Origin of the sequence: Listeria grayi (assembly GCF_900638015.1) — a bacterium.
In the GTDB taxonomy this organism is placed as follows: Bacteria; Bacillota; Bacilli; order Lactobacillales; family Listeriaceae; genus Listeria; species Listeria grayi.
On the sequence record NZ_LR134483.1, the window covers coordinates 2,010,620 to 2,026,253 of the forward strand.

The 15,634-nt window shown below is 40.2% G+C and carries 14 protein-coding genes and 2 pseudogenes; 6 read left to right on the forward strand and 10 right to left on the reverse strand.

The genetic code is table 11. The features are described from left to right. Nucleotides 1-286 precede the first annotated feature (286 nt). From EL241_RS09800 to hemQ, 5 genes are all read left to right on the forward strand, one after another. On the forward strand, nt 287-535 hold the full coding sequence (locus EL241_RS09800) for a FeoA family protein (protein ID WP_169308997.1): 249 nt from the start codon (nt 287-289) through the stop codon (nt 533-535). Continuing rightward, on the forward strand, nt 528-2,513 hold the full coding sequence (gene feoB, locus EL241_RS09805) for a ferrous iron transport protein B (RefSeq protein WP_126320542.1): 1,986 nt from the start codon (nt 528-530) through the stop codon (nt 2,511-2,513). Before EL241_RS09800 ends, feoB begins: the two co-directional genes overlap by 8 nt. 12 nt (nt 2,514-2,525) lie before the next feature. After that, complete coding sequence (locus EL241_RS09810; protein ID WP_036106022.1) at nt 2,526-2,678, forward strand: FeoB-associated Cys-rich membrane protein; 153 nt, start codon at nt 2,526-2,528, stop codon at nt 2,676-2,678. Nucleotides 2,679-2,766: 88 nt separating this feature from the next. After that, on the forward strand, nt 2,767-3,723 hold the full coding sequence (manA, locus tag EL241_RS09815) for a mannose-6-phosphate isomerase, class I (protein ID WP_126320543.1): 957 nt from the start codon (nt 2,767-2,769) through the stop codon (nt 3,721-3,723). A gap of 74 nt (nt 3,724-3,797) precedes the next feature. Further along, nucleotides 3,798-4,553, forward strand: a complete 756-nt coding sequence (gene hemQ, locus EL241_RS09820) for a hydrogen peroxide-dependent heme synthase (protein ID WP_003754755.1) — start codon at nt 3,798-3,800, stop codon at nt 4,551-4,553. Between the two features lie 40 nt (nt 4,554-4,593). Here the strand turns inward: hemQ and EL241_RS09825 are convergent, their stop codons facing one another. The 7 genes and pseudogenes from EL241_RS09825 to EL241_RS09850 all read right to left on the reverse strand — a co-directional run bounded on the left by EL241_RS09825 (nt 4,594) and on the right by EL241_RS09850 (nt 14,259). After that, nucleotides 4,594-4,851: a GlsB/YeaQ/YmgE family stress response membrane protein gene (locus EL241_RS09825; RefSeq protein WP_036106017.1), complete on the reverse strand. Its 258-nt coding sequence runs from the start codon at nt 4,849-4,851 to the stop codon at nt 4,594-4,596. A gap of 233 nt (nt 4,852-5,084) precedes the next feature. Beyond that, nucleotides 5,085-5,657 carry a hypothetical protein gene (locus tag EL241_RS09830; RefSeq protein ID WP_126320544.1) on the reverse strand — a complete coding sequence of 191 codons (573 nt, stop codon included), beginning with the start codon at nt 5,655-5,657 and terminating at the stop codon, nt 5,085-5,087. A 165-nt stretch (nt 5,658-5,822) separates the two neighbouring features. Further along, nucleotides 5,823-6,548 (reverse strand): C39 family peptidase, encoded by a 726-nt coding sequence (locus EL241_RS09835; RefSeq protein ID WP_036106011.1) that lies wholly within the window; start codon nt 6,546-6,548, stop codon nt 5,823-5,825. 1 nt (nt 6,549) lies between these two features. Beyond that, nucleotides 6,550-7,581, reverse strand: a complete 1,032-nt coding sequence (locus EL241_RS13940; protein WP_370446887.1) for a methyl-accepting chemotaxis protein — start codon at nt 7,579-7,581, stop codon at nt 6,550-6,552. Further along, nucleotides 7,576-8,352: pseudogene (locus EL241_RS13945) on the reverse strand (MCP four helix bundle domain-containing protein); the annotation flags it as partial. The pseudogene EL241_RS13945 and the gene EL241_RS13940, both read right to left, overlap by 6 nt. Before the next feature lie 291 nt (nt 8,353-8,643). Then, on the reverse strand, nt 8,644-10,374 hold the full coding sequence (locus EL241_RS09845; RefSeq protein ID WP_036106007.1) for a pyruvate oxidase: 1,731 nt from the start codon (nt 10,372-10,374) through the stop codon (nt 8,644-8,646). A gap of 258 nt (nt 10,375-10,632) precedes the next feature. Beyond that, nucleotides 10,633-14,259, reverse strand: a complete 3,627-nt coding sequence (locus tag EL241_RS09850; protein WP_036106003.1) for a M60 family metallopeptidase — start codon at nt 14,257-14,259, stop codon at nt 10,633-10,635. A 169-nt stretch (nt 14,260-14,428) separates the two neighbouring features. On the opposite strand from EL241_RS09850, the pseudogene EL241_RS13970 reads away from it, so the two are divergent. Next, nucleotides 14,429-14,500: pseudogene (locus EL241_RS13970) on the forward strand (recombinase family protein); the annotation flags it as partial. A 99-nt stretch (nt 14,501-14,599) separates the two neighbouring features. Here EL241_RS13970 and EL241_RS13895 read toward each other — a convergent pair. The 3 genes from EL241_RS13895 to EL241_RS09860 all read right to left on the reverse strand — a co-directional run bounded on the left by EL241_RS13895 (nt 14,600) and on the right by EL241_RS09860 (nt 15,634). Beyond that, nucleotides 14,600-14,779, reverse strand: a complete 180-nt coding sequence (locus EL241_RS13895) for an Imm70 family immunity protein (protein WP_267879126.1) — start codon at nt 14,777-14,779, stop codon at nt 14,600-14,602. A 40-nt stretch (nt 14,780-14,819) separates the two neighbouring features. Next, nucleotides 14,820-14,915, reverse strand: a complete 96-nt coding sequence (locus EL241_RS13905) for an Imm70 family immunity protein (protein WP_331852676.1) — start codon at nt 14,913-14,915, stop codon at nt 14,820-14,822. Between the two features lie 338 nt (nt 14,916-15,253). Further along, nucleotides 15,254-15,634, reverse strand: coding sequence for a hypothetical protein (locus tag EL241_RS09860; protein WP_003754733.1), 381 nt, complete (start codon nt 15,632-15,634; stop codon nt 15,254-15,256).

The following is a 15,634-nucleotide window of genomic DNA, read 5'->3' on the forward strand; positions in this document are numbered from 1 at the left end:
ATTTCAGTCTTATACAGACGTATTCGTCGCGCTTTCGTCTGCTTTCCACGGCACTTCTCATTTTACTATATTTTTCACTATAACAGTAGTATAAAATAGCTTAAATAAAGAATTTCTGTAATAAGACAGCTACTATTACCTGTACTACTGTTATTTTACTGCAATCCCTTTCACAAAATGCTTCTGTACTATTACATTGCCATATTTATCAAAAAATAAACGAGTTCCCCTATTTACAAGCTTGATTTTTGTGATAAAATGAACATAAATGATAATGATTATCATTATGAATGGAGTGATTGACGTGCACTTAGCTGAGATAATGATCGGGGAACGTGTGACTATTGAAAATATCCCTAATCACGACCCCTTATTGAAAAGACGGCTTATTGCGCTCGGCTGCTTTAAAGGCAGTGAAGTGTGTCTGAAGCAGAAATGTCTGTTTGGTGGACCGTGTTTATTAGAAACGCAAGGCCAGTCGATCAGTATTCGGCAGACTGATGCGGCCAAGATAAGGGTGATCGCCAATGACTGAACAGATCCATTGTTTGATCGGAAACCCGAATACCGGTAAAACATCGCTTTTTAACGAGTTGACTACTTCTTATGCTTACGTAGGAAACTGGAGCGGTGTAACGGTTGAAAAGAAACTAGGAAACTTAAAAACAAAACGCGGTACGCTGATTGATCTTCCCGGCATTTATGATCTTAGCCCGGTCTCCGAAGACGAGCGGATCGTGACGCACTTTTTATTAGAAGAAAAATTTGACGACATCGTTAATATCATTGATGCAGCGAACCTGGAGCGTAATCTACTACTCACGATCCAGTTATTAGAGCTTGGCGCGCCTCTATTGATTGGTCTCAACATGATCGATGTCGCGCTCGGACGTGGGGCAAAGATCGACATCCCTTTATTAACGCGAAAATTAAAAGCTCCCGTATTTCCAGTCATCGCTCGGAAAGGAAAAGGCGTCGATGAGATCTTAGTCGCGCTTGGAGAAGAGGCATTCCCCCGCCGTCCGCTCAAAATCGATTATGGAGAGCACATGGAACGGGCGATCCGCTCAGTGGAAACAATTGCAGCGGAAACGATCACGAAAAAGAAAGCGCGCTTCATCGCGATTCAGCTGCTTTTACATAATCATACTGCTGAATCTTTGATTTCTTCCTCTGCTTTAGAAAAAATCCGTGCAATTCGAACAGCACTGCAATCTGAATTAAAGCAACCCATCGAGGATCATGTCTACGAAGTCAGGCATCTTTATGTGAAAACCATTACAGAAGAAGTCTGGATGCCAGCGAACACAGCTTCCACGCCGCTTTCTGACAAATTGGATAGGATCTTTACTCATAAGATTTTTGGAATCCCGCTTTTTCTTGCGATCATGTGGCTGATTTTCCAAGTCACCTTTACATGGGTCGGGTCGCCGCTGTCAGATCTGCTGGACGGCTTTATTAGCGGGCCGCTGACCGACTGGATCACACAGTTCTTGCATATGATCGGTGCTTCTGGTTTTTTAACAGATCTATTAGTGGAAGGCGTTGTTGCCGGAGTCGGCAGCGTACTTGTTTTTGTTCCGCAGATTTTAGTTATTTTTTTCTTTATTTCACTACTGGAAGACTCCGGTTATATGGCCAGGATCGCTGTTGTAATGGATCGGCTGATGGAGATGTTTGGATTGAACGGAAAAGCCTTCATCCCGATGATCATTGGCTTTGGTTGTAATGTCCCTGGTATTATGGCAGCCCGGTCGATCGAGGAGAAAAAAGAACGGCTGCTTACGATCTTGGTTTCGCCATTTATGTCGTGTTCCGCGCGTTTGCCGGTTTATGCTTTATTCGTCGGTGTCTTTTTCAAGCAATATCAGGCACTTGTAGTGCTTTCCCTATATGTGATCGGCATTGTGCTGGCGCTAGTGGTTACCAAGATTCTATCTAAAACGATCTTGAAAAACGATTCCTCGATTTTTGTCGTGGAACTACCGCCTTATCGCCTGCCATCTGCCAAAACGATTTGGCGCAGTACGGCAGAAAAGGGAAAAGGATTTATCAAGAAGGCAGGAACCTTTATCTTTGCCGGTTCCGTTGTGATCTGGCTGCTCAATTATTGCGGTCCAAATGGTGTAGATGTTCCGATGGGAGAAAGTTTCCTAGCCATGATCGGAAAAGCGATCGCTCCGCTATTAGCACCACTAGGATTTGGCTTCTGGCAAGCGGGGGCCACATTGATCCCCGGCTTTCTTGCAAAAGAAGTTATTATTTCTACCATGTCGATTATTTATGCAACAAATGATGCTTCGCTGGCAACGATCATCACCAGTCATTACACGGCGCTGTCTGCTTATTGTTTCATGTTGTTTATTTTACTTTATATTCCTTGCCTTGCAACAGTCGCCGCGATCCGGAAAGAAACGACTTCATGGAAATGGACCGTTTTCGCGACTGTCTATCCACTCATGACAGCTTACTTGATCGTATTGCTAGTTTATCAGATCGGACGTTTATTTTAAGGAGGAACCAAAATGATCACACTCTTTATCAATCTCGTTTTAGGGTTATTGATTTTCGGTTACACGCTCTATATTTTTATCCGTTTTTTCAAAAAGGTAAAGAAAGGAAAATGCAGCAGCTGCGAGATCAATCAGCACTGCGCCTCCCCTTCCAAAGAAAAATAAGACAGCGAAGCCCTAGGTTTTCCTCTAGCAATTGGGTGATAACTGCTATATACTAAATGAGTAGATATTAGGATTAGGAGGATTATCAATGGCAGAAGCATTCTTTTTCAAACCCGTGTTCCAAGAACGTATTTGGGGAGGCTCGAAACTACATACTTATTTTGGTTACGACATCCCTTCTGATAAAACAGGCGAGGATTGGGCAATATCCGCTCATCCGAATGGTCCTTCTGTGATCAAGAACGGGGAATTTTCCGGCAAGACATTAGCAGAAGTCTGGCAATCGAATCCCGAATTATTCGGTAACCCGAAGGAAGAAGTTTTCCCACTTTTAACAAAGATCTTAGACGCCAATGACGATCTATCGGTGCAAGTCCATCCGAACGATGCTTATGCAAAAACGCATGAAAATGGGGAGTTAGGCAAAACCGAGTGCTGGTATGTGATCGACTGCGAACCAGGTGCGGAACTTGTTTATGGGCATCATGCTGCTTCTCAAGAAGAATTTGCTGACTGGGCAAAAAGCGGACAATGGGACAAATTACTGCGCAAAGTAGCGATCAAACCGGGCGATTTTTATTACGTGCCGAGCGGAACGATCCATGCCATCGGAACAGGCACTTTGATCTTAGAAACACAGCAAAGCTCTGATACCACATACCGTGTTTACGATTACGACCGTACAGACGACAATGGTAACAAACGCGAGTTGCATCTCGATAAAGCTATTGCGGTCACTACGGCGCCCCATCACGATGCAAAACCAGCGATCACAACTAGCGATCGTGACGGCGTAAGCGTCACGACATTTGTATCCAACTCGTTTTTCAGCGTGCATAAATGGGAAGTAAACGGAACAGCTTCTTTTGAAGCGGAAGCGCCTTACACCCTGGTGAGTATTATTGCCGGTAGCGGACGATTAGAAATTGGCGGTACAGAAACTGCTATCCAAAAAGGGGACCATTTCTTGATTCCTGCCCCTGTCAAAGATTGGAAGATCAGCGGTGAATTGACGGCGATCGTTTCTAATCCACCAACAAAATAAATGGATCTTCAGCACGTTTTTTCGCGTGCTTGCTCCAATAAGTGAATCATTAGACATATGAAGAGGTGAAAAAAATGAATGAAGCAGTAAAAACACTAGACGGCTGGTTTTGTTTACATGACTTCCGTTCGATCGATTGGTCCGCTTGGCGCGAACTTGAGAGTAGCAAACGCAAAGAATTACTTACCGAATTCAGCCATTTCCTTGCTGATATGGAACTTGTGAAAAATATTGGCGGCGGCGAACATACTTTATATAGTATCCTTGGTCAAAAAGCAGACTTCCTATTCTTCATCTTGCGAGAATCATTAGAAGAACTGAACGAAGCGGAAAATCGCTTTAATAAACTGCAGATTGCAGACTTTTTGATCCCGACATACAGCTATATTTCCGTGGTGGAATTAAGTAACTACCTTGCCAATCATATGGCTGGCGGTGAAGATCCTTACCAAAACAAACATGTCCGTGCTAGATTATATCCGAAACTCCCGGCTGCCAAGCATATTTGCTTCTATCCGATGACGAAAAAACGCGATGGCGCTGATAATTGGTATATGCTTCCAATGGAAGACAGACAAGCACTTATTCGTGATCACGGCAAGATCGGTCGTAGCTATGCTGGCAAATTGCAGCAGATCATCGGCGGATCGATCGGTCTGGATGATTTTGAATGGGGTGTTACGCTATTTGGAGATGACGCACTTGATTTCAAACGTATCGTTACAGAAATGCGTTTTGATGAATCCAGCGCTCGTTATGCGGAATTTGGTTCTTTCTTGGTCGGGAACCTACTGCCTGTGGAACAGTTAGAGACTTATTTTGAACTATAAAAAAAAGCGTTACTGGTTTAAACCAGTAACGCTTTTTTCGTTATTTCCTTTTCGCGACTGCGCCCATAATAAGGGATACAATCAATACAAGGATGATCGCTCCGATTATAGATGGGAAGATCGCCATTCCAGCGACGCTCGGTCCCCAATGACCTAGTAAGCTTTCCCCAAGCCATGAACCGACTAAACCAGCAATGATATTGCCGATCCAACCGAATGGTAAACTACGGTTTGTAATCATCCCGGCTATAATACCAATAATTGCACCAATAATAAGAACCCATAAAACATGTAACATATTTATTTCCTCCTTCCAATCTCTCATTGTGCTCTTTCTATCAATACCCTGTGAATGGAAGGTAAAACATCGTACATTTAAAATTGCTTCTGCTATTCTCAGTTTCTCCGCAAGATGATTAGATTCTAGGCAAAGCCTGCGTACCGAAACGAAGCGTAATTGTGACGCGTGAATCGGTACGCAGAATTTAACGGCGAAGATAAGCGTTTTTCAGACAGGACAAGCGAAAATATTTATTCCGCTTCTTTAAAGTAGGCTACTTGTTGTTTCAAGTCAGCAAAATAAAAAACAGCTTCATGCTTCCCCGAGAGAAAGGCAAAACTTAATGTATCCTCTTTATGGAATACGCCCTTTCCCACTTGTGTCATTTGTAAAAATACATACGTTTCATCAGCAATAAGCGGATTCTCCAGATCGATATGGCTATTGCTTATGTCCGAATCTGTTAAAACACGTATTTTATTGCTACTTACTGGCTCGAAATCGAGCCCCTTTTCTTCTTTATAAGCGGAGAATGTGTAAAAATATGGTAAATCGATTTTCTTCATTTTTTGATAGATTGTTTTTTCTACTGCAAGTATTACGGTCACTTGCTGCTTATTTTTACTAATTGGTTCTACTTTAAATACGACTGGCAGCATATGCTCTGCGTCTGCTTGTTTTTGTAAAGTATCAATTGTATATTTCTGGCTTTGTTTCTTTTCTTGATGTTTTGGCGTTGGTTTCGGTGATTTGTTTTTTTCTTGGCAGCCTGAAACAAATAAAATTGAAATAAGAAAAATTGGAAGGTACATTCTTTTTTTCATTGTTGTATATCTCCTTATAGTAAAAGTAGGAAGCCCTCGCTTTAACTTTAAATGGTATCAAAATTTTATTCAACACTTTTATGAAAACACAAAAAATCCTGCTCACTCGAACAGGATTTTTATCTATTATTTCACAACACTTGCCCTTTATTATATGTTTTCTCTTTATTTACCCATTCCATCTACGTAGATAGCTTGCTTGCCCATTGCCTTATAACTACGAATGAACGCTTTTTTATCCACTTGACGGTTCTTGTGGCCATAAGGATCATTCAAGTAGATATATCGCGCATCCACGCCTGTAATCACGACGCTGTGCATTGCGAATGTCACTTTCAGATCACCTTGTTTGGTATGAAATTTCTGCCATGTTTTCGGAGCTTCAAAGTTAGTCGTCGTGATGACCCAGACTGGCTTGCCTTGTTCGATCAGTCCGGCAACTTTCGAAAAGTCGCTGCCGCTGATATCATGAACATGCTTTTTTGGAAGATATTTAGTCGCTAGTTTGTAGATTGGGCCATGATAGACGCCTAAGCCAGGTTTTTTTCCGGTAATATCCCCGACGAAAGCCTGATTTGGATTGCCGTCCCATTTACCTTCATGCATCGGTGTATAGGCTAATTGTTTCGCCAGCTCGTTTTTAGTGACTTTCTTCCCTTGAAACTGAAGTAGCATAGAAAGAGCTGCTACTTCACAGCCGTTATATAGAGCTGGGGTCGTGAGCTGGTTGACCAGTGGAACGTCAATAACTTTATTCTGCGGGGAGCGAGTGATTTTTTCCGCTTTTCCTAAAGCCGTTCGCGATGCTTGGACATAGAAATGGTCTTCTTGAACAGAAACTGCCAAGTATGTCAGCAAGCAAATGGTCACTATTTTTAACAAACGCTGCATATTAGATGTTCTCTGCCACTAATTGTTCTTCTGCAGCAGGATCAGCTAACTGCTGCTCTTCTGTTTCGATATCCTCGCTCAATTTATCTGTAACGAATCGATTCACATAGCCTTCCAACGAACTGGAAATATGTTGCATTTCTTCTGAAACGCCGACCAATTCATTGATTTTGAATGTATTGATCTCCGCAAATTCTAATGACGTCTTCGATTGTTCACCGATTTGTTTGGAAATCTCAGTCACGTCAGCGATCGATGTGTTGACCTCTTCGATACCAGCTGCCATTTCTTCTGTTTCTTGCGATACGCTCTGCATTTGCGTTGCGATATCATTGACACGGCTAAGTAAGTCTTTGAAAGTCACTTCTGTTTCGCCGATGATTTTTTGACCTGCTTCCGATTCGGATAGGCCTTCGTTCATTACCTCTACCGTCGTTTGCGATTCTGATTGTATCTTTTTCAAGACCGCATTGATATCAACAACGGCAAGGCGTGACTGCTCTGCTAATTTCCGAACTTCTTCCGCGACTACTGCAAATCCGCGGCCGTGTTCTCCAGCTCGCGCTGATTCGATCGCTGCATTCAAGGCAAGTAGGTTCGTTTGATCTGCAATATTGGTTACCGTATTCAACGCTACTTCTACTTCGCCGACCCGATTGACAAGTTTAGAAACGACCTCTGTACTAGAGCGCATCACCATGCTGATCCGATCCATTTGTGAAACAAGATTATTGATAACGGAGATTCCTTCGTTCGTCTTGATAACTGACTCTTTCGTCAGATCCGAGACTTTCAAGGAATATTCGGCAACGTTTTGAACGCCCCCGGTCATTTGATCCATTGCTTCCGTACTTTCTGTCATGCTGCCGATCTGCGTTTCGATTTTTTCACCCATCATCCGCATTTCCGTACCCATTTCGCCTGTCATTTGCGAAATGATCTCCGAGCTGATGATGACGTTATCGCTAGAATTTTTCACTTGCGCCGAAGTTTCCTTCATATCAATGATCATCAAGCGAAGATTTTCCGCCATCTCATTCAATTCATGACCAATTTCGCCGAGTTCATCTTTGACAAGATTCTCACTTTGATAAGAAAGATCTCCCGCTGCGATTTTTCGTACAGACTCACGCAGGTGACGAATCCCACTTAGTATCGTTTTATTCATATAAAGATTGAACAAAACAGCCACGATCACTATTAAGATGATCGCTCCAGCTAACGAAATACTTAGCATATTACCGAATGCTGAGATGGCATTTGTAGAATCATTTACTTGATTAAAATTCATGCTTTCCAACCCGTTGAGTGCACCAACTGCATCATCAAATTTTGTTTTGACATGCAAGTAGTAATTATTTTGGGCATTCAATAATTCTGAATCTGTTTGCGCACTTGTCGTGTCGCGAATAACAGAAGATGCGGCATCTTTCATTTCAGCTAAATTATTTTTAAATAGTTGCAGTTGTTTCTTTTCATCAGCACCTAAACCGGCTTTTTGAATAACTACTAAGGCTTTGTCGTTCTCTGCGTAGCGGTCATCGATGTCTTTGACAAAATTAGGGATTTCATTTGTGGAGTCAAACATACTTAAAATATCAATATTAATTTGTGCCATATTTGCTTTGACAGTCGATATCTCACGCATTGGTTTTACGTTATCTTCGACAGTTTGTTTAGATAGCGAAGAAACATGGTTGAAACCAAAATAAACGGTTACGCCTAATGCAATTAAAATAATGGCATTTATCACAATATTCAAGCCTAGTTTTGTCTTTAATTTGCGATTTTTGATTATATTCATTGATTTGCACTCCCTTTCTGCTTTTCACCCCCTCATTATCTCATGTTTTTTAAAAAAATGCTATATTTTATATTAAAATTTACTTTTATTTAAAAAAACTTCAAATTTTATTATTTTTGAAGTTTTTTTGATCCTATTTATTTTTTATCGAATACTAGCTTATTTTGCGGAATGATCGGGGCGGGATGTGTAGTACTTGATGTGATGGGAGTGATACCGATGTTAGTCATCCATAAAAAAGCCATATCGTTTAAGTATATGTCAAACGATACGGCTTTTCCTATATTTTCATTATAAAAATCGTCTAATAATCGTTTTTAGCGGTGGCATTTTCGCGAACTTCTTGTCTTCTAGAACAGAGCGCACTTCGAATTTTGAATAACCTAGCGCTTCGTCCATGATGATCTTCCCAGGTAGCGGAGCAGCATCGGTATCCACAGCAACGTCTAAGATCACTGGGACATCCGCTGTTTTAGCGGTTTGCATAGCTTGATCAAGGTCTTCGTATTTATCGACTTTGATTCCTTTTCCGCCGCATGCTTCGGCAAACATCGCATAGTCAATGTTTGGCAAGTCGATCGCATAGTTTAATTCGCCGGCTGCTTGTTGTTCGTATTTGATGAAAGATAACTGGCGGTTGTTTAGGATCACGAGGATCATTGGCAATTTTTCACCGACTGCAGTAGCGAAATCCTGCATGACCATGGAAAAGCCGCCGTCGCCGATAATGCTGATCACTTGGCGTTCAGAATATGTTTTTTTAGCGGCGATCGCTCCCGGTAAGCCACAACCCATTGTGCCCAGCCAAGCGGAGACAAGAAAGTCATTTTTGTGCCCTAATTCTAAGTAGCGGGTACCCCAAACAGTGGCAGTACCGACGTCGATAGAAAAGATCGTATCCTCTTCCGCGATTTCGTTGATTTTTGCCATCAATGCCTCGGGTGCGATTGGATTGGTCGTCTTCGCTTTATCTTCTTTTAGCCATTTTTCCCAAGTCTGCATATTTTCCTGACAGGCTTTTAAAAACTTGCGATCAGTTACACGCTCCGTATTAGCCGTCAGCTGGATCAGCGCTTCTTTGGCATCACCAATTAGGCTAATGGTCGTTTCATAGCGTTTGCCAATGCGGGCTGGATTGGCCTCGAGCTGGATGCAAGTTACGTCTTTCGGTAAATAGTCTGCATAAGGATAATCTGTGCCGATCATGATCAGCAAATCGGTTTCCTGCATAGCTTCATATGCTGGTTTGGTACCGATCTTACCGAGATTCCCTAAATAATTCGGATGTTTGTCGGGAATCACACCTTTTGCTGGCAGTGTAATCACGACAGGAATTTCAGCATGTTCAGAAAAAGTGACTAATTCAGCTTTGGCATGTTTGGTCCCCACGCCGGCAAGGATAACTGGTTTTTTCGCTTCATTGATCAGTTTGCTAGCCGCAAGAATATCATGTTCTGGTATGGTCGGATAAGAAGGTTCAAAAATAACGGGCTCATCTTTAAGTGCAAATTCGATCTCACCAAGTGGCACGTCATTCGGAACAGTCAAGACAGCAACCCCTTTTTGTTCATAAGCAGTACGAATCGCTTCGTTCAAGATTTCCGGAATGCTAGCGGCACTCTCCAAACTACGATTATAAACAGCGACATCTTCAAATAAAGCTGGCAAATCTACTTCTTGAAAGAAACCTGTCCCCTTTACATCGCTAGTTACTTGCCCGGCCAACACAAGCATCGGGACATGATCCATTTTCGCATCATACATCCCATTCAGCATGTGAATCGCACCAGGCCCACCGATCGATAAAGCAACACCGATCTTACCGGTCAGTTTTGCATAGGCTGCTGCAGATAAAGTAGCCACCTCTTCATGACGGACATGGATAAATTCGATTGCCTCACTTTCCGTACGTAGAGCGTCGACTACTGTATCGATAGAATCGCCCGGCAATCCATAAACGTGGTCGATCCCCCAATTTTTCATGATTTGAACCATTGCTGTACTTGCTTTCACTTTTTTCATCTGTCTATTCCTCCTCAAGTTTGCATGTTTCCATTATCATCGTTTTCCCTTATTTGTGAGGAATGAAACTAAGTGGGGAGAGGAAAATAAACAGAGAACCGAAATCAATACGCTAGATTAATCATTTACTAGCCTCATACTGATAAACTGGTTGGTTTAATACGCTCAACACTAATTTTATCGTCATTATTCTCTCCAAATGACAAAAGATCCATTAAAAGAAGGATGACTTTTATCACTTTTCCATTCACTTTATTCCTAGCTATCCACTTTTCGTCTTTTCCAAATATATAGACCTTGCAAGCATAGTAGTAGACCTATAAATAGCGGCACTACATTTTTTTGATTACTATCTCCTGTATGAGGTAGCTTTTTATCTTTGACAACCATTTTCTTCGACTGCTTAGGGTCTTCTATGGTTCGACTATGCTTTTTAATTATTGGCTTTTCGATAACACTCAAATCTTCTTTGGGATTTTTCTTATTATTAATTACATCTTTTTCGTCGGGTGTTGTTTGCTTATCTCCATTCTCTTTGGATGGTTTTTGCGCTACTTTAAAGGCTATTTTAGTGGAAAGCATTGGTTCTACGCCTGCTTTTCTTATTAAATCGTCAGAAATCGCGTGGACTTCAATGGTTGTCTCTCCTGCTTGCTTTGCCGTCCATTTACCATCACTTGTAACACTTACGATGTCCGAATTCTCTACTACATATTCAAATATATATTTTTCGTTATTGTTCTGAGGGAGAACAGTTATTTGGAATCTTCCCTTGTCACCAACTTTGGCACTGATATCTTGGATTTTAAGCTGATTTGGCTCATATTCGAAAACAATTTCTTGCGTTTTGTCAGTAAAAGTCAACATCTGATTTTTATCGGAGACAGCTGTGTAGCCGTTAATTCTCTTCGGCTTAGCTTGATACCTTTCTCCCACATTTCCATAGATCGTTTCTTCGTCTAAGTGCTTTCCAGCTGTCGTTTGATACCTGATGTGAATTGGTTCTGCATTATAACTAACCATTACTTCAAGTGGCTTAGTCAGTTCTAGCTGCTTACCGCTTTCCAGTGTTACTAAAGCGGTAATGGTCGTTGAGCCGTTTTTAAGTGCTTTCCACTCGCCATCCGTCTCTAATTGAATAATACTTGGATCAGCTACATTATAAGTGATCTTTTTTGCTTTTATAAGCTTTTCTGCGGGCATTTCTGTTATTTCAGGAACCAATTTGATTTGTATTTTCCCGGTCTTTCCGACTGTGGTTCCGATGTTATCACCTGTAACGCTGATAATGTTCCCACCGTAAATAAATGAAATATCTTGTTCTTTAGTAGAAACTACCGCTGTTTTATTTGCTGTTTCAGTAAGTAGTGTGTAGCCTGGAACCTTTAGCGCATACTGCTCTAAATTAATAACGTCACCAGCATCACCGGCAATCACTTGTTCTGATACATCTGTCAGCGGATTTCCTTGTAAATCAACATAGTGGATTTTAATCGGGGCGCCGCTATTAGTGACTTCTACTTCAATAGTTGTTTTCAATTCGGCCGGATAATCTGCCCCAGCTAATTCCCCTACATCAGGAAGTTTTGCCGTGACGGCAATAGTTGTTTTACCTTTTTTAAGTGCTTGCCACTTGCCTTTGCTGTCAACCTTGATAATAGAAGGATCCGAAACAGTATATTCATAGTCACTTGGTAAAATACTGTTTGCCGGATTTATTTGTAAATCCAGTTCGCCGCTGTCACCGACTTTGGCAGCAATCGCAGAGCCTTCGATACTTTTCGGATTAAAATCAATTTCTTGCCAGCCGGTCTTAGTGATTTGATAATAGTAAGTATCTTTATTTGTTGTCAAAGGTTTGTTGTCTTTATAACGCTGTACCCGCTTAGCTGACTCACGGTGATAAATTTCAACGATGTCTCCAATATTAACAGGCACATTGTCTAATTTGCCCGCAAATTCATAGCCATACGTTTTTCCGTAACCTTCTGCTACTTTTTTGACTGTCTGCATATTTTTATCATAAACTTTTACTCGTGGATAAAGATTATTTGGCAGATTCTCCAATATTTTCTTGGAATTCCCACGTGCCAGGAGCGTTTTCGCTTTCGGATCGTAACTTAAAACTGCGTAGCGACCACGTTGTCCCGTCATGACGATACTGTCTCCCGGCGTGACTTTTACGGAGAAAGGGATTTTATTCGGGATTCCCAAATCATTCGTAAAGTATGCATACGCGTTCTGAATATCAAAGCTCGTTCCGTCCGAGACTGTTCCAGTGGTTACTAAACTTGTATTTGATGCAATTGGTGTTGAATACATATTTGCAACTAAATCGTTGGCATTCAAAGCATTTCTTAAATTCTCAAAAGGAAATTGCGGGATACCTGATTTCCATTCAACTTGTGGAACAGAGTATGGCCCAACTGCCTTTGAAATACGATATGTCCCAGCTTTTTCTTCTTGTTCGGTTGCTAGTACATCTTTCCAAATCTCTTTCTCCAATGTTGGAAGTTTTAATGCTTTCAACTTCTCTTTTGTTTCATCTGTTATTGTGAAACGCCAATGTTCAAAGAACGGCGTTAAATCACGATGTGCCACTTTACTTGTCATCAGAATAAATAGTTGCTTCTGCTCTTCCTCTGTTTTCGGTAGCTCTTCCTCCGGTAAAGAGCGATAAGATTGATTCAATACAGGATAAAAATCATAACCGAATGTTCTTGGTAATGTTAAAAACATGCCTAGTAAAGCAAAATGATAGTCGTTTGTCTCCGTGGACTCACGATCAAAATTCCATGTCGGATCTGTTTCTAATTTCTTAAAATACTTTTGTACACTTGCTCTGCTTCCGTTCTTCACATTTACTGCATCGTATCTCCCTGTTCCATCTACAGACCACATTTTTTGCGCATAGTCAGCATAAATATTAACCGTTACTTCTGTCATATTACGCCATTGATACATTTTATTTTGATAGGTATGCCCAGATTCATGAAGCATTCCCCAATCTGTACTATCAAGTCCTTTGCTGAAAATCTCCCGGTCTTTAGTCGTTGCACTATGAATACCAATAAAGTTATTCGTTGCAAACAGTTGCCCTGCTCCCCATTCTGGATTCATGACATGAATGCGTTGCGGATCTTTTCTTTCTGCACCCTGTCCATCATAAGAAAGACCGGCAGCCCCGTTTTGAAGTTTAACGATTTTAGCTAACGAAGACATAAATACATCCACTTGATTGCCTTTTTCAAAAATATCTTTTGCTCGATCTATTCGAATGGTTGCGATTGCATCATTATTTACAAACTCCATAAATGGGACATCTTTATACTGTTCCAATTCATTTTTAAAGGAATCAATCGATGTCTTTCCTTGAACGTAATAAGGAACTTTTACGCCACCTTTAATCGTAACATTTTCTGTTTTCGTAGTGGAATAATTGACGAGATAAACCATTCCTCCTGAAAAGTTTCTCGTAAAGGTATTCGTTCCTCCGTGAAGTTTTACCACGCCCTCTTTAAAAGCATAACTTTGCGAACCAGTAGCGATATAAGGAGTATTCGTATAACCACCCCATTGTCCTACCCGCAATTCCAAATTTTCCGGTTCGCCTTCTACTTCAACGGTGATCTCATCTCCCTTATATAAAAATAAACCGGTCGACTCAAATGATGTATGCTCGTTCCCTCTCTGTTCTCTTGCCCTACTAGTCGCCGGATTTCCTCTAGGGATTACTTTCATTTGCAGACTCTCATTGCGCACGCCATCTCTACTTTCCTCTGCTGCGGAAACGCTACTTTGAAAACAAATACACGAAAGTATAAATAAAGCGAATAAACTGACTGCTCCCCAAATGATTGTCTTGTTCTGAATATGTACTTTCATTGCTTCTATGATACATTCCCCTTTCACTCTAAATTCAAGTGAATTATATCACTATCCCTATAATAAAACGAGCAACCTCAGGGATTTGCTTAAAAAAAATCTCTATTTTATGTCAAATTTATGGCTTTCTAATAAACAACTTATACTTTTCCTCCGATTTGAGAAATATCTCTTTCATTTGTTCGCTACTTTCGCCGAATTTGAACGAAATTTGATTTTAGAACGCTCTTCATATGGAAGAGAAACTGATATACAATAAAACAAGCTGGAAAAGTAATTAGTCCAGCTTGTTTTAGACTTTGTTACATATATTTCCATCTAATTCGTTCAATAACTTTTTCTATAAAACTTTTATTTCTATATCTACGTCTTCTTCTAAAACACTTATTAGATTCTTTCCATCAGCTATTACAAAATATTGGGCTAAACTAGTAATATCTTTACTTATATGTGTGCCACAAGGTGGATTTTTCTCTAAATCCTCTACATCCCCAATAATTTCTTTTGGGGGGAATTTCACTCAACCTATTTTAATTTTTTGTAACTCATGTTTAGCAATTTCAATTTTTTTCTTTTGATAAATATCCTGCGTACATATCTTTCATCACGATAGGAAATTCACTCCCCCAATTTATGTTTTCTAGGTTTACACATATTGTTGAGAAAAAGAATGAAAGAAATCACCAGTTCCAAACAGAAAAAACTCATCTTAAGAGAATAACTTTACTAATAAATAAACACATTTCGGAAAATAAAAAGCCATCTGATTGTAGCGCTCCCCTTAATTTAGACTTTTTGGTCTAAATTTAAGGGCGTACTACAGGTTTAGTTGACTTCTTTATAAGTGGTTATAAAATTTCTAGGGAATTAATTTTACAGAATGCTCTCCTATTTCTACTGTTATAAATAGTCCTTGATACAAATAGATTCTTGTTTTCTCTATTTGTTGTATTCAAATATAGGAAAAAAGCCATCAAAAAGCAAAGTGCCTTTTTTATATTGTTTTCAAGTATTCTATTTCTTCATCAGACCATCTTTCATGGAGTTCATTTTTCATATCATCAGATAATTTGAAAACATCTAACCATTCGGAACTTTGCCTTACACTACTAATATTCCATAAACTCGTATTATCAAGATTTAGCACTTTTTCTCTAAAAAGAGCAGCTTGTTCTTCAATATTTTCATCAATTAATCCATTCTCTTTCAATTCGATTAAATTATTTTTACTGAAAAAAGAGGTAACACCTACTATTAAATCTTCAAAAATAAATGTCTCTATTTCTTCATTAGATAATTTCAAAATAAACATACCACTTTTCTCAAGAGTATCCATGAACCAATCAAATTTTCCGCCTAAAGTTAATTTTTCCAA